The following is a 21471-nucleotide window of genomic DNA, read 5'->3' as shown; positions in this document are numbered from 1 at the left end:
AATAAGCGTATAATATTATAGGTCTCACATTTGCGAGACAAACCGCGAATGATAAATAAGATTGTTGTTTTATCATCGCTTCTAAACATATAGACAATGAAAGTAACACTGGAATACAGATAGGGAGTTATAAAATGAAATTAATTATTGCCGAGAAACCAGATCAAGGGTTGGCTCTTGTTTCACAGTTTAAATATCGCCGGAAAGATGGATATTTAGAAGTAGAAGCAAATGAGTTATTTCCAAATGGAGCGTACTGTACATGGGCAATTGGTCATTTGACGCAGTTATGTAATCCAGAGCATTATCACGCAGAGTGGAAAAAATGGTCACTTAATACATTACCGATGATTCCAGAGCGTTTTCAATTTGAAGTAACAAAGTCAAAGTATAAGCAATTTAACGTTGTGAAACAGCTGTTACATAATCCACAGGTAACAGAAATTATTCACGCAGGCGATGCTGGGCGTGAAGGGGAACTAATCGTACGAAATATTATTAATCTTTGTAATGTGCAAAAGCCGATGAAGCGTCTATGGATTTCGTCTTTAACGAAGCAAGCTATTTATCAAGGGTTTAAAAATTTACTTGATGAATCAGATACAATTAATACGTATTACGAAGCATACACAAGATCTTGTGCTGACTGGGTTGTTGGTATGAATGCATCACGTGTGTTTAGTATTTTGCTAAAGAAAAAAGGAATGAATGATGTATTTTCTGCTGGTCGTGTCCAAACACCAACGTTAGCATTGATTGTAAAGCGTGAGAAAGAAATTGAAAACTTTAAGTCAGAGCCTTTCTGGGAAGTGTTTGCAACCTTTAATATAGAAGGAAAGAAATATGACGGGAAATGGGAGAAGGATAATGAATCCCGCTTAAAAGATCCTGATATGGCGAATAAAATTGCGGCATTTTGCCAAGGGAAACCGGCTGTTGTGAAGGAAATGAAAACGGAGCGTAAAGAGTTTCAGCCGCCGCTTTTATTCAACTTATCATCACTGCAAGCAACGGCAAATAAAGCCTTTAAGTTTTCACCCAAAAAGACGCTTGATATAACGCAAGCACTCTATCAAAAAGGGATTGTTTCTTATCCACGTTCAGATTCTAACTATGTTACTCAAGGAGAAGCAGCGACTTTCCCTGATATTTTACAGAAGTTAAGTCAGTTTGATGAATATAAAGGCTTATTACCGGCATCAATTGAATCCATTATGAACAATAAGCGTTATGTGAATGAAAAGAAAGTAACAGATCACTACGCAATTATTCCGACAGAGCAAGTTACAAACCCAAGCAGATTATCAGGTGATGAAAAGAAAATATACGATATGATCGTAAGAAGGCTTATTGCAGCTCATTATGAAGTTGCAATCTTTGACTATACAACAATCATTACGCTTGTAGATGAACGTGCTGAATTCATTTCAAAAGGAAAACAGCAAATTCAAGAAGGTTGGCGTAAAGTTATTTTCCAAGACGATAAAGATGACGAAACCATTCTTCCAATTGTAGCTGAAGGTGAAGAAGGAAAAGTTGTAAAGGTGAAAGTGAAAGAAGGAAAAACACAGCCACCGAAGCGTTATACAGAAGGACAACTTATTACGTTAATGAAAACAGCCGGTAAGTATTTAGAGAATGAAGAGCTAGAGAAGGTATTGAAGAAAACAGAAGGTTTAGGTACGGAAGCGACCCGCGCGGGTATTATTACGATGCTGAAAGACCGTAAATATATAGATGTAAAGAAAAACCAAGTGTATGCGACTGATAAAGGAAAAGTATTAATTACCGCAATTGGTGACAAAATACTAGCTTCACCGGAAATGACTGCGAAATGGGAACAACGTCTTGCGGAAATTGGTGAAGGTACAGCTTCACCAGCTACATTTATGGAACAGACGAAAAAGCTATCAGCTAAAATTATTGAAGACGCAGTGGAAATGTCTGAGAAGTGGGATTTCACGGGACTACATGTTGAATCGATTGAACGAAAAGGATCGAAATTTACAACGGGTAAAAAGGTTGGTAGCTGTAAAAAATGTGATGGCGATGTAATTGATAAGTCAACGTTTTACGGTTGTTCTAACTATAATACAACGCAATGTGATTTCACCATTTCAAAGAAGATATTAAGTAAAACCATTTCGCAAAAGAATATGACAAAGCTCTTAAAAGGTGAAAAGACTGATTTAATTAAAGGCTTTAAAAAGGGCGAGAAAACGTTTGATGCGAAATTAGAGTGGAAAGATAATAAGATTAATTTTGTATTTGAGAATTAATTTGTTAAAAGAGCATGACATAAAACTGTCATGCTCTTTTGTTTTTTCTTTTATATAAAATTTAACAATAAAAAAAATCCTTTAAATAATAATTTTTTATTGTAAAACGATAAATTTTGTATTAAAATCATAATAAATGAGTGACGTGCTTTTGTTAAAAGGTAACAACCTTATTTTTAAAATTAGAGGAGGTATAACTATGAATATTAACAATTTGATTGTTAAACATATGGATAACCCCCATGAGTTGGAGAAGATGTATAGAAAAGATCCGAAAGCTTTTAAAAAAGCATTCTCACAAGCATGGGACCAAAACCCTGATTCCCAGGTTCTAGCTGCTTGGTATGAAAGGTTGCATTTCAAGGAGAAAGTAAATAAAGAAAAAACATCTTTGTTTCAAAAAGGTTTCTTATTCATGGGCCTTTTAGCTATTTTGGCCGGCATAAGCACCAGGATCATTTTCCACTTTGTTGAGCAGGAAGCAATTGCTCCAATAAACTTGGCTTTTGGTGTAATTCCCTTTATTGCTGCTTATTTTGTTTACAATAATAAGCCGAAAAAAAGTATTATTTATTCCCTTATAGCGTTATTCCTAGTTTCCGGGGTTTATCTTAATACATTGCCAATAAATTATAAAGACAGTACCATACTTGCTTATTTACATCTTCCTATATTTTTATGGGTCTTAGTAGGGCTTGCATTTACAGGAAATGAATATCCAAAAGGCAGTACAAGATTAGCCTATATTAAATTTAATTTAGAATATTGTCTTCTCTACGGGAGCATGGCAGTGAGCGGAATGATACTAGCAATATTCACCATGCGTTTATTTAGCTTTGTTGACTTAGATATAGGAGAATTCTATTTTAGTAATGTTATTTTATTTGGAGCAGCGGCTCTCGCTATTGTGGCTACATACTTAGTATCAATGAATCTTAGGCTTGCTAAAAATATTACACCATACATATCTAAAATTTTTAGTCCTCTCGTCCTGATCACGTTGCTTATCTATCTTATAACGGTAATTTGGGTCGGGAAAAATCCGTTCTTGGATCGCAATTTCCTAATGGCTTTCAACGGAATACTCCTTGGTGTATTGGCTGTTACTATATTTTCTATCGTTGAAAGTGACTCGGACGAGAAAAAGAACATTTCAGATTATATAAATTTTTCCTTAATTGTTCTGGCACTTATTATTGACACTGTCGCATTGTCAGCCATAGTATTCAGACTTTCTTCTTACGGGATTACGCCTAATAGACTTGCTGTTTTAGGAGTAAATGTACTGATTTGGGCAAATCTCATTTGGATTATGTTTTCCTATATGCGTTTCTTGCAAAACAAATCAGGACCAAAAGCTATCCAAGATGCCGTTACGAAGTATTTGCCAATATACGGACTTTGGGCAGCTTTCGTTATATTTACGTTTCCTATCATTTTTAATTAGAAAGGATCTGTTAATGCGGGAGTGGTGAGGGCTAATAATCATTGGGGGATGAACAAAACCCCCAATGATTAAAGTTTCACTTTATTATAATTGGTATTATTATGTTTGTAGTTTCGGTAATTTCATTTGTAATGATAAATAAGAAATAAGTGTTGTATGTAATCTTTCCATAATAAAAAACGTCCCAAAATGGGACGTTTTTTATTATGTGTATTGTCGTTTTTTCTTAATAAGCAACAAAACTTGTGACACACAAGCTAGTACCGGTAACTCAATCAATGGTCCAATAACGAGTGCAAGTGCGATAAGAGGTTCGTCTGGAAAAGCGGTTACAGCGATAGCGAGTGCAACAGGTGAGTTTCTTGCTAACGTTGTTAAGCTTAGACTTACTGTATCTTTGTAAGATAAATGCATCATGCGCCCGATAAATTGTCCTAGTAAAAAATTGATGATGAAGAACAATAGAACAGGAACGAGTAATAATAAAACAACATTCATATTTTGTAGTAAATATTTACCTTGTGATGCAAACATCGCTACTATTGCTAAACTTAAAAATACAATTTGAGCAGAGCTAAAAAACGGAATGAGTTTATTCTCGAGAGGTTCAGCTTTTTTCATTTTATTCATAATGAATTTTGTAGCGTGTGCAAGTATAAATGGTAAGACGATTACGATAACAATACTTTCTACTAAAACAGAAACCGCTACAGTTTTCATGACACCAGCAAATAAAAATAAATAAATGGGAAGGAGCAGTACTTGCAAAATTAAATTTACAGGTAAAATTGCAGTAGAAAGTGCTACATTACCTTTCGCTATTTCAGTAAAGATTAAGTACCAATCTGTACATGGAGTAACCATTAACATTATAAATCCAACCCAAAGTGCTGGATGATCGGAAAGAAATAGTGCCCCTAACCCCCAAGCGAGTAAAGGTGTCCATAAGAAGTTAATAGTAAGACTTGTTCCAGCAAATTTTAAATTGCGAAATCCTTTTTTTATTTCTTTTAATGGGATGCTAAGGAATAATCCATATAGCATGAAAAATAAGAAGGGGACAATAAATTTGTCTGAATACGTATGTATCATATTAAATTGTCCGAGTACGATGCCGCATGTAACAGCAAAAAGAATAATAAAAGTTTGAATCTTTTCTATAGTGCTCATGAATAAATCCTTTCTATATATGAATTTTCCTCTCTAAGTTTATTATACAAGTAATAAAGATGTATTTGGTGTTCAATTGTATCTCGCTTAATATTTTTAAGTCGAGATTTTATTTTTTATTAAAAGTTACTTGACTAAAGTAAGTTACTATATTACAATCGCTTACATAAGGTAATTAAATAACAAAAAGTTGCAATGGCGTAACTTAAGGTATCTATTGGAACTTTTTCTTAGAATAAGAATTTTTATGATGATGAATAATGAATATGAAAAGAAAGATTAGGTGAAGAAAATGGGACTATTTAGCTCATTATTTGGTAAAAAAGAAGAAAATAAGAATGTAGAGGGGAATAAAAAAATGTCAAAAGTATTATTTGTAAAAGCAAACGATCGTCCAGCGGAGCAAGCAGTTAGTTCAAAAATGTATGAAACATTTGTAAGTACTTATAAAGAAGCAAATCCAAATACAGAAATTACGGAATTAGATTTATTTGCATTAGATCTTCCTTATTACGGAAATATCGCGATTTCAGGTGGATATAAACGTAGCCAAGGTATGGAGTTAACAGCTGAAGAGGAGAAGGCAGTTGCTACAGTAGATCAATATTTAAATCAGTTTTTAGAAGCTGATAAGGTTGTATTTGCATTCCCATTATGGAACTTTACAGTACCAGCACCATTAATCACATATATTTCATACTTATCTCAAGCTGGAAAAACGTTTAAATATACAGCAAATGGTCCAGAAGGTTTAGTTGGTGGTAAGAAAGTAGTTGTGTTAGGTGCTCGTGGTTCAGATTACTCTTCAGAACAAATGGCTCCTATGGAAATGGCAGTTAATTACGTAACAACTGTACTTGGATTCTGGGGAATTACAAATCCAGAGACAGTTGTAATTGAAGGACACAATCAATATCCAGATCGTTCACAACAAATTGTTGAAGAAGGTCTAGAAAACGTTAAAAAAGTAGCAGCAAAATTTTAATTCATGATAGTAAATGGAAAAACCAACATGGATGACCATGTTGGTTTTTTAGTCTATTTTTCATGTTAAAAAATGTATATTTATAAAATAAAAGAAAAGTTCGAAAATAGTATTGCAAAATATTATATAGCAAACTATAATGAATTCAAGAATAGTTGATACTTAAATTAAATATTCAGAAAATTCAATTAGTTAAAATTGGAAAATGAGATAAGGAAACTTGAATGGGGGTTATATTATGGCGAATAAAGTACCGTTTTCGTTCATAGTAGTTATTGGATTAATGTTATTTGCACTATTTTTTGGAGCGGGAAATTTAATTTTTCCAGCGATGCTTGGTCAATCAGCTGGAGAGAATGTATGGATTGCTAACGCTGGATTTTTAGTAACTGGTGTTGGATTACCATTACTAGGTGTACTAGCATTTGGTTTTTCAGGTAAAGATGATTTGCAGTCATTAGCAAGTCGTGCTCACCCAGTGTTCGGGATTGTATTTACAACAGTTTTATACTTAGCGATCGGTCCATTATTTGCAATACCGAGAACAGGAAATGTATCTTATGAAATTGGTCTTAAGCCGTTTATGCCAGAGGGAGTAGGTTCTACACCTTTAATTCTTTTCACAATTATATTCTTTAGCATCACTTGTTTTTTTTCGCTAAATCCCGCGAAAATTGTCGATATTGTTGGAAAAATTTTAACGCCAATTAAGTTGACTTTCATCGGTATTTTAGTAATCGTTGCTTTTATACATCCGATTGGAGATATGCAAGCACCAGTGGAAGCTTATACATCACATGCATTCTTTAAAGGATTCCAAGAAGGATACTTAACGATGGATACGCTTGCATCATTCGTATTCGGGATTATCATCATCAATGCTATTAAAGAAAAAGGTGCGAAAACGAAAACACAAATTATGGTCGTTTGTGCAAAAGCGACAATAATTGCAGCATCTATTTTAGCAATTATCTATACAGCTCTTTCTTATATGGGTGCTTCAAGTGTTGCAAAGCTTGGACATTTAGAAAACGGCGGAGAAGTATTAGCGAAAGTTTCTAACTACTATTTCGGATCATATGGCGGAGTATTATTAGGATTAATGATTACAGTAGCTTGTTTAACAACTAGTGTGGGACTTGTATCAGCATGTTCTTCATTCTTCCATAAGTTATTCCCAAATGTTCCTTACAAAGCAATTGCAATCACGCTATGTGTATTTAGTGCAATTGTTGCAAACGTAGGATTAACACAGTTAATCGCAGTTTCTGTTCCAGTATTAACAGCAATTTATCCACTAGCAATCGTATTGATTTTCTTAACATTCTTCCATTCATTATTCAAAGGAAGAGCTGAAGTTTATCAAGTGAGCTTAATCGTAACATTTATCATCAGCTTATTCGATGGATTAAGTGCAGCTGGAGTTAACATTGAAGTAGTAAGCCAAGTGTTCACTAAATTCCTTCCGATGCAGGAAGTAGGATTAGGCTGGATCTTCCCAGCGATTATCGGTGGATTTATCGGATATGGCATTAGCGTTGTAAAAGCAAAAAATCAAGTTCAACCAGCAACTAGAGCGGATAAGAAAATAGGTTAAATAAAAAAGTTATAGAACTTGTTTCTATAACTTTTTTTGTTACTATTAATAATGAGAAAAAATAAAGTAGTAGGGGAAATAAAATGAAAAAAACAATTGATCATATCGGAATCGCAGTTCGTGATATAGATAGTACCATACGTTTTTATGAACAGGTTCTATCAGGAGAATTAATAGATCGTTACGTAAGTGAGGCACCAGGTGTAGAAAGCGAAGTAGCCATTCTTGAAGTGGATGGAGATAGAATTGAATTACTTGCGCCGACAAATAACACCACTTCACCAATTGCCCGATTTATAAAACAAAAAGGTAAAGGTGTACATCATGTTGCGTATCGAGTAGATGATTTAGATGTAGCTTTAGAGGAATTGAAAGAACAAGGAATTCGAACGTTAGAGCATACACTGCGCATTAATAAGCACGGTAGAAGGTTAATTTATCTTAACCCAGCGGATACAGAAGGAACGATTATCGAGTATTGTGATTATCCGGAAGAGAAATAGAAGAAGGGTATTTTTAAAAAGGTGTTACGTAATAACGTAACACCTTTTTATTTATGTATTTCACATTTTCTTCACAAATGATTCACGATAACTTTTCTTCTTCAAGAACTTACATTAATATATTTTATGATATAATAACAATCTACTTTAAAATTGTAAGTTGTATCTATCGTGATAGTTACTATCGTATTAGAAGTTTAAAGGTGGAAGAGAAATAAAGAGTTATACTTTCTAGAAGTTTATATTTAATCAGGTTAATATTTCGCCCGAGAATCAAACTTCGGAAGTTAAAGTAATGAAAATAGAGCAATGAGGAAGAAAGAAGTGAAATGAGTGTGAAAGTAATGAGAAGATTAGGGACATGGCTATTACTTGTGTGTGCGCTTATCATATTGATACCGCAAAGTGCATCTGCTCATGCGTACGTTGTGAAATCAAACCCTATGGAAAATGAAACGTTGAAGAGAGCACCATCTGTTGTGAAAATCGAATTCGATGAGGACATACAAGTTTCAAGTTTTAATACATTGTACGTGAGAGATACATCAGGTAAAAGGGTCGATTTAAAAGATGCTCATATTGATAAAAAAAATAAAAAACTATTAGAAGCCGGATTAAAAGAAAATCTCAAAAATGGTCTCTACTCTATTCAGTGGAAAGCTATTTCAGCTGATGGGCATCCAATTCAAGGGGTTATTCCATTCCGTATTGGATTAGCGGAAGCGGGAACAGACGATATACAAGTGGAAGAGATGGGGTATGTCCCGCAAATCGATATGATTATGGAACGTGGAATTTTATATACAAGTTTCTCGCTATTTTTAGGAGTTCTCTTCTTTAATCTTATTATGTATAAAGGGAATGCAACCTCGGTTCGATCAAGGAGTAAGAACATAATATGGATCTCCTTATTTGGGATATTTATTAGCTTGTTATTCAATCTACCATTGCAAGCGAAAATAAATGCTGATGTTTCATGGCTAGAAGCATTCGATCCTTTACTATTAAAAGAAACGTTACAGCTTTCTGTTTTTGGATATGTATGGATTACCCAAATGGTTCTTATTAGTTTGCTTATAATTGTTACGTATTTTGCGATGAAGCATGAGAAGTTTTCATCGTTTAAAGTATGGAGCATTCCAATACTATTGTTTATAGGGTTACTTGTTATGAAGGCCTTTAATAGTCACGCATACGGTTTAAAGTTTAAAGACATTGCTGTCGTTATGGATTTTCTACATTTATTCGCAGCTTCATTATGGGTTGGTGGTTTATCATCTATTATTCTTCTTTTACGTAAAGAGGATAACAAGTGGCATATGTATTGGGATATGATTAAGCGTTTTTCACCGTGGGCAACAGGTGCTGTCATCGTGATTTTAATAACAGGCCTTTTTAACAGTACATTTTTTATTCCAACAATCCACTCGTTATTTGATACGAAGTATGGATTGGCTTTATTAACAAAGATACTTTTATTCATTTTCATGGGGATATTGGGAATTATTCATTATATGAAAGGGAGAATGCGAGCGCAGCAAGGATTAGGAGCTACGGTGAAAGTAGAGTTTGTCATTGGAATTATCATTTTCGTAATCGTAGCTTTTATGACAAACGTACAAACACCACCGATGCCTCCTACTGGACCATTTACAGAGAGTAAGCAATTAGATAATGGATATGAACTTACGCTAAATGTAAGTCCGAATAAGGTAGGACAAAATAAATTCCATATTACACTAAAGGACGAAAAGGGACAGCTTGTTACTGATATGGAACAAATGATATTGACGACTCAATCATTAGATATGAACATGGGAAAAGGTTCATTTAAAGTTTCAGTAGTTTCACCAGGAGAATATGAAGCAGAAGGTATGTATATTAACATGACAGGAAACTGGAATATACATGTTCATGGATTAACAAAATCTCTTGATAGTTTCGATACAGATTTTAAATTTATTGTAGGTGGCAGATAAAATTTTACCAATCATGCTGCTAGCGAGTAGCAGGATAAACAGATGTTATAGATGAAAAGGAGTAAATAGAAAATGAAACGTATAAAAAAATTAGGAACAACAATGATCGCAACAATTATTGCAATGGGAATGTTTTCGTTACCTGTTAGTGCGCACGTCACTGTAAAACCAGCAACTTCTGACGTTGGTTCTTGGGAGACTTATACAATAAAAGTACCAGTTGAAAAAAATGTAGCAACGACAAAAGTTACACTGAAAATACCGTCTGGAGTGGAGTTCCAACAGTATGAACCAGTGCCAGGATGGAAAGCTGAGGAGCAAAAAGATAATGCCGGAAAAGTTAAAACTGTAGTATGGGAAGCGACAGGGGAAGGAATTTTAACAGGTCAGTTCCAGCGATTTACTTTCGTCGCTAAAAATCCGGATAAAGAGCAAAAAATAGCTTGGGACGCATATCAACAATATAAAGATGGAGAAATTGTTGAATGGACAGGTGATGAAAAAGCTGAAAAACCGCATTCACTTACTACAATTGCAAAAGGTACGTCATTAACAGGAGAACATGGTGAAGTGTCTAGTGTAGAAAAGAATGAAGGTACTAGTAATATGCAAGTAATAGCGATTGTCTTATCTATTTTGGCGATTGTATCGTCGGTTGGTGCGTGTGTTTTTGTAGTACGTCGTAAAAAGTAAGACGTAAGAAAGAGCCTACAAACAGTAGGCTCTTTCTTACGTTTATTTCAATTCAACTTGCTGCCTTACAGCAAGTGTTTTCGGTTTTATATTTACAAAACAAATACTCACAACAATAAATAATAGTCCGGTGAATAAGCTAATGGTAATAGCCTCATGTAAGAAAATTGAACTTACAATAATAGCTATTAGTGGAATGAGGAATGTATAAGCCCCAACTTTACTTGCTTCACCAGCTCCAACAAGTGTGAAGTATGCAAGCCACCCCATTGCAATAACAAAGAATGAAATAAAGAGAAGTACGCTAACAAATGGCATACTCCAAGCGATACTAGACCAGCTTTCAAACTCTGAACCAAATCCAATTAAGCAAAGGCCACCAATAATAAGCTGAAGTGTTACCATCCAAATGGCATTAACACGGTGACCAGTCTTCTTAATAAATACTGTGCCAAGTGCCCAGCCGATAGCGCATCCTAACGCGAGAAGGATTCCAATGATAGAAATATGTCCTGTTAAACTGCTAGAGCTAATAACACCTACACCAATAAATCCGAGAACAAGCCCGAAAATTTTCAAGCCGTACATTGATTCTTCAAGCCATATCCACGAGAAAATACCGAGTAAAACTGGTTGTAGAAATACAATGGCGGAAAATAACCCAGCAGGCATATATTGAAGGCCGACAGTTTGTAATCCGTAAAATATAATGATGTTAAGTAAAGAAGAAATAACGTATAAATGCCACGTTTCTTTTAAATGTAACTCTTTGTATTTCGGTAATGCGAACAGGAGTAAAATGAATCCTCCAATTAAAGTTCGAACGCCTGCAAATAAAACAGGTGGTGTATAATGCAGGGCAAACTTTGATAAAGGCCAATTGATTCCCCACATGAAAACGAGAAAGGTAAGGATGATGGCCGTCTTAGTTCGAGAAAGCTGTGTCACTGAAAGACCTCCTTGTTGTTATTCATTTCACTATGATATGATATCGACTGTAATAAATAAAATGAATCTTTTTTATGAGGAGTATAAGTGATTAGTTATGACCATTACACAACTGCAAGTATTAATAAAAACTGTTGAGTTAGGTAGTTTTACGAAAGCTGCCAGGGTATTAAATATGACGCAGCCAGCTGTTAGTCATGCGATTTCAAGTATTGAGTCAGAGTTAGGAGTTACTATTCTTATACGTGATAAACGAAAAGGGCTCCTCGTTACGGATGTAGGAAACAGGATTCTTGTACATATTAGAGAGATTTTGAACGGTGTAGAGAAGATTGAACAAGAAGTTGCGATGGAGAAAGGACACGAAGTTGGGACGATTCGAATTGGTAGTTTTCCGAGTGCTTCTGCACATTTCTTACCCAAAATGATAAACCTTTTTAAGGAGAAGTATCCGAAATTAGAAGTGGTTCTTTGTGAAGGAACGATTAAAGAAGTTGAAGATTGGTTAGTATCGAGGGTTATTGATATAGGAATTGTTATTTTGCCTAATAAAGATATGGAGATTGTTCCATTAACGAAGGGGAAAATGGTTGCTATCTTAAGAGAGGATCATCCTCTCTGTAAGAAGGACTCTATTACAATTAGTGATTTAGAGAATGAACCAATCATATTATGTAAGGGCGGATACGAACCACCTATTATTGATATGTTTAAACAAGCAAACGTACCACTTCGGGCTGAGTATGTAATTTCGACAGTTACTACAGCTTTAAATATGATTCAAGAAGGATTAGGCATTGCAATATTAGCTGAATTATCTTTAACGAATTTACCAAAAAATGTGCAAACGAGAGAATTGGAACCACAAGTATGGAGAGAAATTGCTTTAGCTGTTCCTTCATTAAAGGATTCTTCAATCGCTGTGCAGCTATTTATTGAAGAATTTCAATCGCTATTTGCAGAATAAAAAGAGGTGTCTCATATATCATAATGGGACACTTTTTAATTTACTTATAAAAAATCTATGAAAAGGATTGACTTATTTTTCAGTTGTAACTATAATGATTACATCGAGGTGGTGATTACGATGAAAATTAGTAGCCGCTTTTCCATAGCTGTTCATATTTTATCTATTTTGAAAAACAATCCATCTTCACTTTGTACTTCAGACTATATGGCTGAGAGTGTCAATACAAATCCAGTAGTCATTCGTAAAATCATGTCGTACTTGAAACAAGCTGGCTTTGTTTACGTAAATCGTGGACCGGGTGGCGCGGGATTACTAAAGGATTTACATGAAATCACATTGTTAGATGTGTATCATGCAGTGAACGTAGTCGAAGAAGACAAGCTATTTCATATTCACGAGAAACCGAATCCAGATTGTCCAATTGGGGCGAATATTCAAGCGGTGTTAGAAATCATTTTAATTCAAGCACAATCCGCGATGGAAGAAGTTTTGAGAAATATTACAATGGGGCAGTTGTTTGAAACTTTGCAAGAAAAAATGAATGCTTAAATCATATTTATATTTTTTTGTCATTAATGTAACTGATTTGATTACAACGATAAAGGTAAGGTGTAAAAGTTATGACTGTAAAAATGAAAGTATACTCAGATTTTATATGTCCGTTTTGTTTTTTAGCAAAAGGTCCATTAGATGAGTTAGCGAAAGAGAAAGATGTAGAGATTGAATGGATGCCATTTGAATTACGTCCAAGTCCATATTCAAAAATAGATCCATGGAATGAACCAGAAAAATTAGGTTCATGGGATGCTTTCATTCTTCCGACAGCGAAGAAGTTAGGAATTGATATGCGCTTGCCACGTGTTTCACCACATCCATATACACATTTAGCTTTCGAAGGATGTCAATTTGCAAAAGAACGTGGACTAGGTAATGAGTATCATCACCGCGTATTCACAGCATTTTTCCAAGAAGAGCAAAACATTGAAGATATTGATGTGTTAACAAAATTAGCGGTAGAAGTAGGACTTCCTGAGGCGGAATTTAAAGATGCTTTAGTAACTCGTAAATATAAAGAAAAGCATCAAGAAGCAATTCAACACGCATATGATGAAGCGAATATTATGGCTGTTCCAACTGTCATGATTGGAGATGAAGTCATTCAAGGGCTTGCTAGTAAAGAAACACTAGAAAGGGTCATTGATAAAGAAATTGAAAAGGATAAAACAAATTCATTTGAAGGTATGCAATGTAATACCGATGGATATTGCTAATTCGCTTGTTATGAAATAACAAAATAAATTATAAAACAAACATTTGGAGGAATTAAAATGTCAGCAACTACAACAAACTTAAAAGAAGCAATCGTGAACCGCCGTTCAATTCGTAAAGTAGCAAAAAACGATGCAATTACGAAAGAAAGAATTGAAGAAGTGTTAAAAATAGCTTTACACGCACCAACATCTTTCAATATGCAAAGTGGTCGTATGGTTGTATTAATGGATGGAGAGCATGAAAAGTTTTGGGATATCGTTAAAGAAACACTAAGAGCCCGCGTACCAGCAGAAAACTTTGAAGCGACTGTAGAAAGACTAAAAGGCTTCCATGCAGGTGTAGGAACAGTTCTATTCTTTGAAGATCAAGCAACTGTAGAAAAAATGCAAGAAAATGCGCCATTATATAAAGATCAGTTCCCATTCTGGTCTCATCAAGGAAATGCGATGTTACAACATACTGTGTGGATGCTATTATCTGCTGAAGGAATTGGAGCGTCATTACAACATTACAACCCAATCGTAGATGCTGAAGTGAAAGAAACTTGGAACATTCCGGCAGAGTGGAGCTTAGTAGGTCAAATGCCATTTGGTGAACCAAACGAACAACCAGCAGAAAGAACGTTCTTACCTACTGAAGATGTAGTGAAATTTTATTAAGAAATACAATATGTAACGAGAAGGAAGCTGTGCTTAAAAACAGCTTCCTTTTTTGTAGTGGTGTTAATTTATGCGTATTTAGGGAAGAAATATAAGAAATAATACGGTGAGAAGGGAATTAGAAAAATGAATGATGAGAAAAAATATACAGTGGTAGGTACTGATGTTGAGGAAGTAAAGCGTTTAAATAAAAATTCAGGGTTAACGTATAATCAAGTGAAAGAAATGTTAGCAAAGCAAATGCAAAAAAAGAAGTAATTAGATTGAAATCTTTCATTTTTTCATTTAGCATTTTGATTGGAGAGAGTTAAGTAAAAGGTAACTCTCTTTTTTGTATAGCTAAGCATCTTATAGAGTGGAGGAAGCAACATGAAGAAATGGGTAAAGGTAACGCTGTCTATCACTGGAGGCATTGTCTTATTAGCGTGTGCTGGTGGATATTACGTGTATAAAAATTATTTTCCAAAGGAACCTGAGCGTATTGTATATGATAAAGAAAGAGTGCTACAACCGATACATAATCAGCTTAAAGGAATCAATATAGAAAATGTAAAGATAAAAGAAAAAGAAGTCGTAAATGCGACTGTAGATGAGCTTCAAAAAATGATTGATGATGGAAAGTTGTCATATGAAGAATTAACGAGTATTTATCTCTTTAGAATACAAGAACATGATCAAAATGGAATAACATTAAATTCTGTTACAGAGATAAATCCTAATGCGATGGAAGAAGCAAGAAAGTTAGATCAAGAGCGGGGTAGAAACAAAAATTCGAATTTATATGGTATTCCTGTCGTTGTAAAAGATAATGTACAGACGGAAAAAGTGATGCCGACTAGTGCAGGAACTTATGTATTAAAAGATTGGATTGCAGATCAAGACGCAACAATTGTGAAGCAGTTGAAAGAAGAAGGAGCATTTGTTTTAGGAAAAGCGAATATGTCTGAGTGGGCGAACTATTTATCTTTTACAATGCCAAGTGGGTATAGCGGGAAGAAAGGACAAAATTTAAACCCGTACGGTCCGATTACATTCGATACTTCAGGATCAAGTTCAGGATCTGCTACAGTAGTTGCAGCAGATTTTGCACCGCTTGCAATTGGAACAGAAACGACGGGATCGATTGTTGCACCCGCGGCGCAGCAATCAGTAGTTGGGTTACGTCCATCTTTAGGTATGGTAAGCAGAACAGGAATTATTCCGTTAGCTGAAACTCTTGATACAGCAGGACCTATGGCAAGAACGGTAAAAGATGCAGCAACATTATTTAATGCAATGATAGGTTATGACGAAAAAGATGTTATGACAGAAAAAATGAAAGATAAAGAAAGAATTGATTATACAAAGGATTTATCGATAGATGGATTAAAAGGGAAAAAGATAGGGCTTCTTTTTTCTGTAGACCAACAAGATGAAAATAGAAAAGCAGTAGCAGAAAAAATTAGAAAAGACCTTCAAGATGCAGGTGCGATATTAACTGATAATATCCAGTTAAGTGCTGAGGGTGTAGATAATTTGCAAACATTAGAATATGAGTTCAAGCATAATGTAAACGACTATCTTTCACAGCAAAAGAATGTACCGGTAAAATCGTTAGAAGAGATTATAGCGTTTAATAAAAAGGATAGTAAAAGACGAATAAAATACGGACAAACATTAATTGAAGGGTCTGAAAAATCTGTTATAACGAAAGAAGAGTTTGAAAACGTAGTGCAAACGAGTCAAGAAAATGCAAGAAAAGAGCTAGATAGGTATTTAGTAGAAAAAGGTTTGGATGCTCTAGTTATGATTAATAACGATGAAGTTCTTCTATCAGCTGTAGCTGGTTATCCGGAATTAGCGGTTCCTGCTGGATATGATAAAAATGGAGAACCAATCGGTGTAGTGTTTGTAGGGAAACAGTTTGGTGAAAAAGAGCTTTTCAATATTGGATATGTGTATGAACAGCAGTCTAAAAATAGAAAATTACCTAGTTTATAAAAGATTATATGAAAAATAACTGGAATCTAACAATATGAAAAGAAAAAAAGGATTCTTCTCAATTAGTAAGAAAGATTGTCTATAGCAGTTCATAAGATGTAATATATTCAATTTCCATCCATTGAAGGGGGAGGTTAATTCTTAATGAATGAAGTAAAGAGTTTTTTTCGAAGTAGAGGGTTTCAACGGTTTCTCGTTTTAATAATAGTAGCGCTTGTATTATACGCATTAAAAAGTATGATTAATTTAATATTAATTACGTTTATACTGACGTTTTTAATGGATCGATTTCAACGTTTTATTTCAAGAAAATTGAAAGTAAACCGGAAAATTGTTATTGCATGTTTATATATAATATTGGTTTCCTTTATAGGCACAACGTTATATAAATATTTACCTGTGCTGACGATACAAATTTCACAATTAATTTATCAGTTTAAACTATTTTTTCAAAATCCACCTGATAATGAAATCGTTAAATATGCACTTTCGACAATTAATGGGATGGAAGTATCAAAATATATAGAACAAGGTGTAGATGTCATCTATCAATCGATAGCAAATATAGGGAAGGTAAGTTTACAAATATTATTATCTCTAATTTTAAGCTTATTTTTCTTATTAGAAAAAGAGCGTATTATTACATTTACATCTAAGTTTAAAGATAGTAAGTTAAAAATCTTTTATGAGGAAATTGCATATTTTGGTGAAAGATTTGCAAGATCGTTCGGCAAAGTAATTGAGGCTCAGTTTTTAATTGCCGTTGTAAATTGTATTCTTACTGTCATTGCATTAATCGTTTTAGGATTTCCACAGCTACTTGTATTAGCTGTTATGATTTTCTTACTAGGGTTGATTCCTGTTGCAGGTGTGATTATTTCTTTGTTTCCACTTTGTATCATTGCTTACAACGTAGGCGGAGTTATGTACGTAGTATACATACTCGTATTCATAACAGTAATCCATGCTCTTGAAAGTTATTTTTTAAATCCGAAGTTTATGTCTGCAAAAACAAATTTACCAATATTCTACACATTTATGATTCTTATCTTCTCAGAGCATTTCCTCGGAATATGGGGGCTTATTATCGGGATACCAATCTTTATCTTTTTATTAGATGTACTTGATATAAATAATGAGGATGCGACTAAAAAATAAGAAATGATAGAAAATCACTAAAAAGTCATAGGAGATAATGAAAATAAAAAGCAATCCAAAATAAATTGGATTGCTTTTTATCTTAATTAAAGAACCGGAGCCATTGTTTCTTTCAATACTTGAACAGAGTGGTCGAATTTTAATTCTTCATCTTCACTTAATTCAACCTCTAAAATTTCACGAACACCGCCGCGATTTAAAACAGCAGGTACCCCGATATAAACATCTTTTTGACCGTATTGACCTTCTAAGTAAGCTGACACAGTTAATACACTATTTTCGTCGTTTAAAATTGCTTTTGTAACACGTAGAAGTGACATACCGATACCATAATAAGTTGCGCCTTTACGCTCAATAATATGGTAAGCTGCATCACGGACGTTTATGAAAATTTTGTCTAAATCTTCTTGATTATACGTGTTGTCTTTTTCAAGCAGTGTTTGTAGTTTTTGGATACCAACGGAAACATGGCTCCAAACTGGAAGTTCAGTATCGCCGTGTTCTCCGATAATATAAGCGTGAATGTTGTGTGGACCAATATCGAAGTACTCACCTAACATATAGCGGAAACGAGCAGAATCAAGCGTTGTACCAGAACCGATTACACGTTCTTTCGGTAAACCAGATTCTTTCCAAGTTACATAAGTTAAAATATCTACAGGGTTTGTTGCGATTAAGAAGATGCCATCAAATCCGCTATCCATAATACTGCGAACGATTTGTTTAAAGATTTTAGCGTTTTTCTCAACTAAATCTAAACGTGTTTCGCCTGGCTTTTGTGGTAATCCAGCTGTAATAACTACAAGGTCAGCATCTTTACAATCTTCGTAGCTGCCTTTCCATACTCTAGTTGGAGCTGGGGCGAATGGAACAGCATGACTTAAATCCATTGCTTCCCCTTCAGCTTTTGCTTCATTTACATCGACTAAAACAAATTCTTCAGCTACGGCTTGGTTAATCATGCAGTAAGCATAACTACATCCAACTGCTCCTGTTCCTACTAATACAACACGGTTAATACCTTTTTTCATTTCAAAATTCCTCGCAATTTCATTGGTTTTGTTATGTAAGATAATACGTCTTACTTCTATAGAGTCATATCTAGTTTATTACATTTTATAAAAGATATTCAAGTATTTGAAAATGTATCCGTGCAAATCTGCGAACAAAACATAGGAATTCAGTGAACCGAATATAATTCAGTAAAATCCTTTGTAAAAGGGGAAATGGTATGGGGAACCCATTAACAATGGAAGAAATGCTTCATATTATTCATACAGGGCTTGTTAAAAAGAATAACCCAAAACGGATTACGATTGCAGGTGCAGGGATTTCTGGATTAGTTGCAGGGTCTTTATTAAAAGAGGCTGGGCACGAAGTAACGATTATAGAAGCAAATAACAGAATAGGTGGCAGAGTGTATACGATTCGGGAACCATTTAGTGTGGGTTTATATTTTAATGCGGGACCGATGAGAATCCCTGACACCCATAAGTTAACCTTAGCGTATATTCATAAATTTAAACTACCTTTAAACCTTTTTATAAATAAAACTTTTGCAGATATCATTTATACGAATAACATTCAAACGAGATTGAATGTGTTTGAAAATGATCCAAGTGTACTTGAATATCCGGTTTTGGATAAAGAAAGAGGAAAAACGGCAGAAGAGCTAATGATTGAGGTATTAGAACCAATACTAAATTATATTAAGAAGGATCCTGATAAAAACTGGCTTATCGTTGAAAAAAAGTATAAAACGTATTCGCTTGGTTCATTTTTAATGGAGTATTATTCAGATGGTGCAATAGATATGATTGGGGTACTTCTTGATATGGAAGCTTATATGGGAATGTCCTTAATTGAAGTATTACGTGAAATGATTTTCTTTACTTCAACAACGAAATATTATGAAATAACTGGTGGAATGGATAAGTTATCGAATGCATTTTTACCACAATTAAGGGAACATATTTTAATGCAGTATAAGGTTGATAAAATTATACAAGAAGATAATAAAGTAATGTTACAAGGAAATCATGAACAAACGTTAGAGCAATTTACAATAACAAGTGATTTTGCTATTATTACAATTCCATTTTCAGCGTTAAGGTTTGTAGAAGTTCAGCCATACTATTTATTCTCTTATTTTAAAAAAAGAGCAATTCGTGAATTAAATTATATTGCTGCAACTAAAATTGCAATAGAGTTTAAAAGTAGATTTTGGGAGAAAGCGGGACAGTGTGGAGGTAAATCTATTACTGATTTACCGATACGTTTTACATACTATCCGAGTTATGGCATTCATACTCCAGGACCAGCTATCGTTATAGCAAGTTATACGTGGGCAGATGAGGCGTTAACATGGGATAGTCTCCCGCAAAGAGATCGTATTCGTTACGCATTAAAAAATTTAGCGGAAATATACGGTGACATCGTCTATAGTGAGTTTGTCACTGGAACATCTTTTAGCTGGAGTAAAAATCCGTATTCTTGCGGTGCATTTACAGCTTTCGAACCAGGCCAAGAGCTCGAGTTATTTCCGTATATTACACCACCATCTGGAAAAGTACACTTTGCAGGAGAGCATACGACATTAACACATGGATGGATGCAAGGGGCAATTGAGTCTGGAGTTAGAGTTGCATATGAAGTAAATGAACAGTGAATCTCTTATATTTACAAATGGTCATTCTTTTAATAAAATGATAAATATAAATCGTAATTATTACGCTTTGAATACATTTGAAGTAAAGAAATGGATGGTCGGTTGAATGAATAAAGTGGAGATTCATATATTAGGTGGTTTTTTAGGTAGTGGAAAATCAACATTATTACAAAATTTATTGTTAGCAGAGAAAAAGAAGAATAGAAAAGTTGCAGTATTAATGAATGAAATTGGTGAATACTCGGTAGATACAGATATTATTGGAAAAGAGAATGTTTTAAGAGAACTTCTTAAAGGATGTATTTGTTGTACATTAAAAGAAGAGCTTGAAATACAATTACATTCGTTATACCAACAAGAAAGACCAGATGTAATTTATATAGAAACGACAGGTGTTGCGCATCCAATTGAAGTGTTAGACGCGTGTGTCTCGCCAATTTTAGCTCCTTTTCTGGAAGTGAAATCAATTGTAGTCGTTTTAGATGCAGTAAGGTGGTTAAACCGAAGTATATTAAGTGCAAATGTACAACAGCTATTGCATGAGCAACTTAAATTTGGTAGTCACATTCTTGTTAATAAAGCAGATTTACTAACAGATGAAGATAAGAACACAGTATTTGAAGAAGTAAAGGCAATAAATAATCATGCGAAAATGTATGAGACAAAGTATTGTAATATATCTTTAAAAGATATAGAAGAAGCAGAATTTCCAAATGATGAGGAACATGAGACACTACATGTCAAACAGCATTTACATATACAAACGATGACATATCAATTTACGAAACCGATTGATCAAGACAAATTATATGAATGGCTTTCGAATTTACCAGATAGTATTTATCGAGTGAAAGGTTTTGTGAAATTCCGTGGAGATAAATACCCTCACCTATTCCAATATTCGTTCGGAGTACCAACTTTATTAGAACAAGACTTCGGTTTCCCGACAAACTTAGTAGTAATAGGAGAAGGACTAGATAAGAAACAATTGGCTGAAGGGTTAGAGAAAGTAGAACTTAACTCTAATTAAGGTGAAAAGACTAACTTAAAAAATAAGTTAGTCTTTTTGTATGATCATTACTGAAATGAAACAGTATTTTCAATTGGATTGCAGAATATATATTGATTGTATGTCCGTTTCCATTACATAGGAAGGTGATTAT

At 34.3% G+C, this 21471-nt stretch carries 19 protein-coding genes; 16 read left to right on the top strand and 3 right to left on the bottom strand.

What is annotated here, in order from left to right; genetic code table 11:
* The first annotated feature begins 134 nt into the window (after positions 1 to 134).
* Positions 135 to 2279, top strand: coding sequence for a DNA topoisomerase III (topB, locus tag GBN78_RS12585; protein ID WP_152127449.1), 2145 nt, complete (start codon positions 135 to 137; stop codon positions 2277 to 2279).
* Positions 2280 to 2478: 199 nt separating this feature from the next.
* Positions 2479 to 3726: a DUF4153 domain-containing protein gene (locus GBN78_RS12580; RefSeq protein WP_152127448.1), complete on the top strand. Its 1248-nt coding sequence runs from the start codon at positions 2479 to 2481 to the stop codon at positions 3724 to 3726.
* Positions 3727 to 3930: 204 nt separating this feature from the next.
* Here the strand turns inward: GBN78_RS12580 and GBN78_RS12575 are convergent, their stop codons facing one another.
* Positions 3931 to 4896, bottom strand: coding sequence for an arsenic resistance protein (locus GBN78_RS12575; protein WP_030025084.1), 966 nt, complete (start codon positions 4894 to 4896; stop codon positions 3931 to 3933).
* Between the two features lie 292 nt (positions 4897 to 5188).
* Here GBN78_RS12575 and GBN78_RS12570 point away from each other — a divergent pair, with 292 nt between their 5' ends.
* From GBN78_RS12570 to GBN78_RS12545, 5 genes are all read left to right on the top strand, one after another.
* The gene (locus GBN78_RS12570; protein WP_000522502.1) at positions 5189 to 5881 is read left to right on the top strand and encodes an FMN-dependent NADH-azoreductase; all 693 of its coding nucleotides are present in this window, start codon (positions 5189 to 5191) and stop codon (positions 5879 to 5881) included.
* 238 nt (positions 5882 to 6119) lie between these two features.
* Complete coding sequence (gene brnQ / locus GBN78_RS12565) at positions 6120 to 7478, top strand: branched-chain amino acid transport system II carrier protein (RefSeq protein ID WP_001284785.1); 1359 nt, start codon at positions 6120 to 6122, stop codon at positions 7476 to 7478.
* 83 nt (positions 7479 to 7561) lie between these two features.
* Positions 7562 to 7981 carry a VOC family protein gene (locus GBN78_RS12560; protein ID WP_000750855.1) on the top strand — a complete coding sequence of 140 codons (420 nt, stop codon included), beginning with the start codon at positions 7562 to 7564 and terminating at the stop codon, positions 7979 to 7981.
* 329 nt (positions 7982 to 8310) lie between these two features.
* Entirely contained in the window at positions 8311 to 9960 is a 1650-nt protein-coding gene (locus tag GBN78_RS12550) for a copper resistance CopC/CopD family protein (RefSeq protein WP_152127447.1), read from the top strand.
* A 72-nt stretch (positions 9961 to 10032) separates the two neighbouring features.
* On the top strand, positions 10033 to 10653 hold the full coding sequence (locus GBN78_RS12545) for a YcnI family copper-binding membrane protein (RefSeq protein WP_152127446.1): 621 nt from the start codon (positions 10033 to 10035) through the stop codon (positions 10651 to 10653).
* Between the two features lie 42 nt (positions 10654 to 10695).
* On the opposite strand, the gene GBN78_RS12540 is transcribed toward GBN78_RS12545, so the two are convergent.
* Positions 10696 to 11601 carry a DMT family transporter gene (locus tag GBN78_RS12540; RefSeq protein WP_152127445.1) on the bottom strand — a complete coding sequence of 302 codons (906 nt, stop codon included), beginning with the start codon at positions 11599 to 11601 and terminating at the stop codon, positions 10696 to 10698.
* Between the two features lie 97 nt (positions 11602 to 11698).
* Between GBN78_RS12540 and GBN78_RS12535 the strand changes: the two genes are divergently transcribed.
* From GBN78_RS12535 to GBN78_RS12510, 7 genes are all read left to right on the top strand, one after another.
* Complete coding sequence (locus GBN78_RS12535) at positions 11699 to 12568, top strand: LysR family transcriptional regulator (protein ID WP_000156771.1); 870 nt, start codon at positions 11699 to 11701, stop codon at positions 12566 to 12568.
* Positions 12569 to 12688: 120 nt separating this feature from the next.
* Positions 12689 to 13120, top strand: a complete 432-nt coding sequence (locus GBN78_RS12530; RefSeq protein WP_069605406.1) for an Rrf2 family transcriptional regulator — start codon at positions 12689 to 12691, stop codon at positions 13118 to 13120.
* A gap of 71 nt (positions 13121 to 13191) precedes the next feature.
* On the top strand, positions 13192 to 13842 hold the full coding sequence (locus GBN78_RS12525) for a DsbA family oxidoreductase (protein ID WP_152127444.1): 651 nt from the start codon (positions 13192 to 13194) through the stop codon (positions 13840 to 13842).
* Positions 13843 to 13899: 57 nt separating this feature from the next.
* Positions 13900 to 14502: a nitroreductase family protein gene (locus GBN78_RS12520; RefSeq protein WP_069605405.1), complete on the top strand. Its 603-nt coding sequence runs from the start codon at positions 13900 to 13902 to the stop codon at positions 14500 to 14502.
* A 126-nt stretch (positions 14503 to 14628) separates the two neighbouring features.
* Positions 14629 to 14760 (top strand): hypothetical protein, encoded by a 132-nt coding sequence (locus GBN78_RS30875; RefSeq protein ID WP_000997344.1) that lies wholly within the window; start codon positions 14629 to 14631, stop codon positions 14758 to 14760.
* A gap of 111 nt (positions 14761 to 14871) precedes the next feature.
* Positions 14872 to 16482, top strand: a complete 1611-nt coding sequence (locus GBN78_RS12515) for an amidase family protein (protein ID WP_097855749.1) — start codon at positions 14872 to 14874, stop codon at positions 16480 to 16482.
* 144 nt (positions 16483 to 16626) lie between these two features.
* Positions 16627 to 17640, top strand: coding sequence for an AI-2E family transporter (locus GBN78_RS12510; RefSeq protein ID WP_001006597.1), 1014 nt, complete (start codon positions 16627 to 16629; stop codon positions 17638 to 17640).
* Positions 17641 to 17726: 86 nt separating this feature from the next.
* On the opposite strand, the gene GBN78_RS12505 is transcribed toward GBN78_RS12510, so the two are convergent.
* Positions 17727 to 18671, bottom strand: a complete 945-nt coding sequence (locus GBN78_RS12505) for an L-lactate dehydrogenase (RefSeq protein ID WP_000715321.1) — start codon at positions 18669 to 18671, stop codon at positions 17727 to 17729.
* A gap of 200 nt (positions 18672 to 18871) precedes the next feature.
* Here GBN78_RS12505 and GBN78_RS12500 point away from each other — a divergent pair, with 200 nt between their 5' ends.
* Both GBN78_RS12500 and GBN78_RS12490 read left to right on the top strand, forming a co-directional pair.
* Positions 18872 to 20308: a flavin monoamine oxidase family protein gene (locus GBN78_RS12500; RefSeq protein WP_152127443.1), complete on the top strand. Its 1437-nt coding sequence runs from the start codon at positions 18872 to 18874 to the stop codon at positions 20306 to 20308.
* 106 nt (positions 20309 to 20414) lie between these two features.
* Positions 20415 to 21338, top strand: a complete 924-nt coding sequence (locus GBN78_RS12490) for a CobW family GTP-binding protein (protein ID WP_074624958.1) — start codon at positions 20415 to 20417, stop codon at positions 21336 to 21338.
* The last annotated feature ends 133 nt before the right edge of the window (positions 21339 to 21471 follow it).

Origin of the sequence: Bacillus sp. B2-WWTP-C-10-Post-4 (assembly GCF_009183805.1) — a bacterium.
GTDB lineage: Bacteria > Bacillota > Bacilli > Bacillales > Bacillaceae_G > Bacillus_A > Bacillus_A cereus.
Note: the sequence above shows the minus strand (reverse complement) of the source record. Positions and strands in the feature narration are given on the sequence as shown.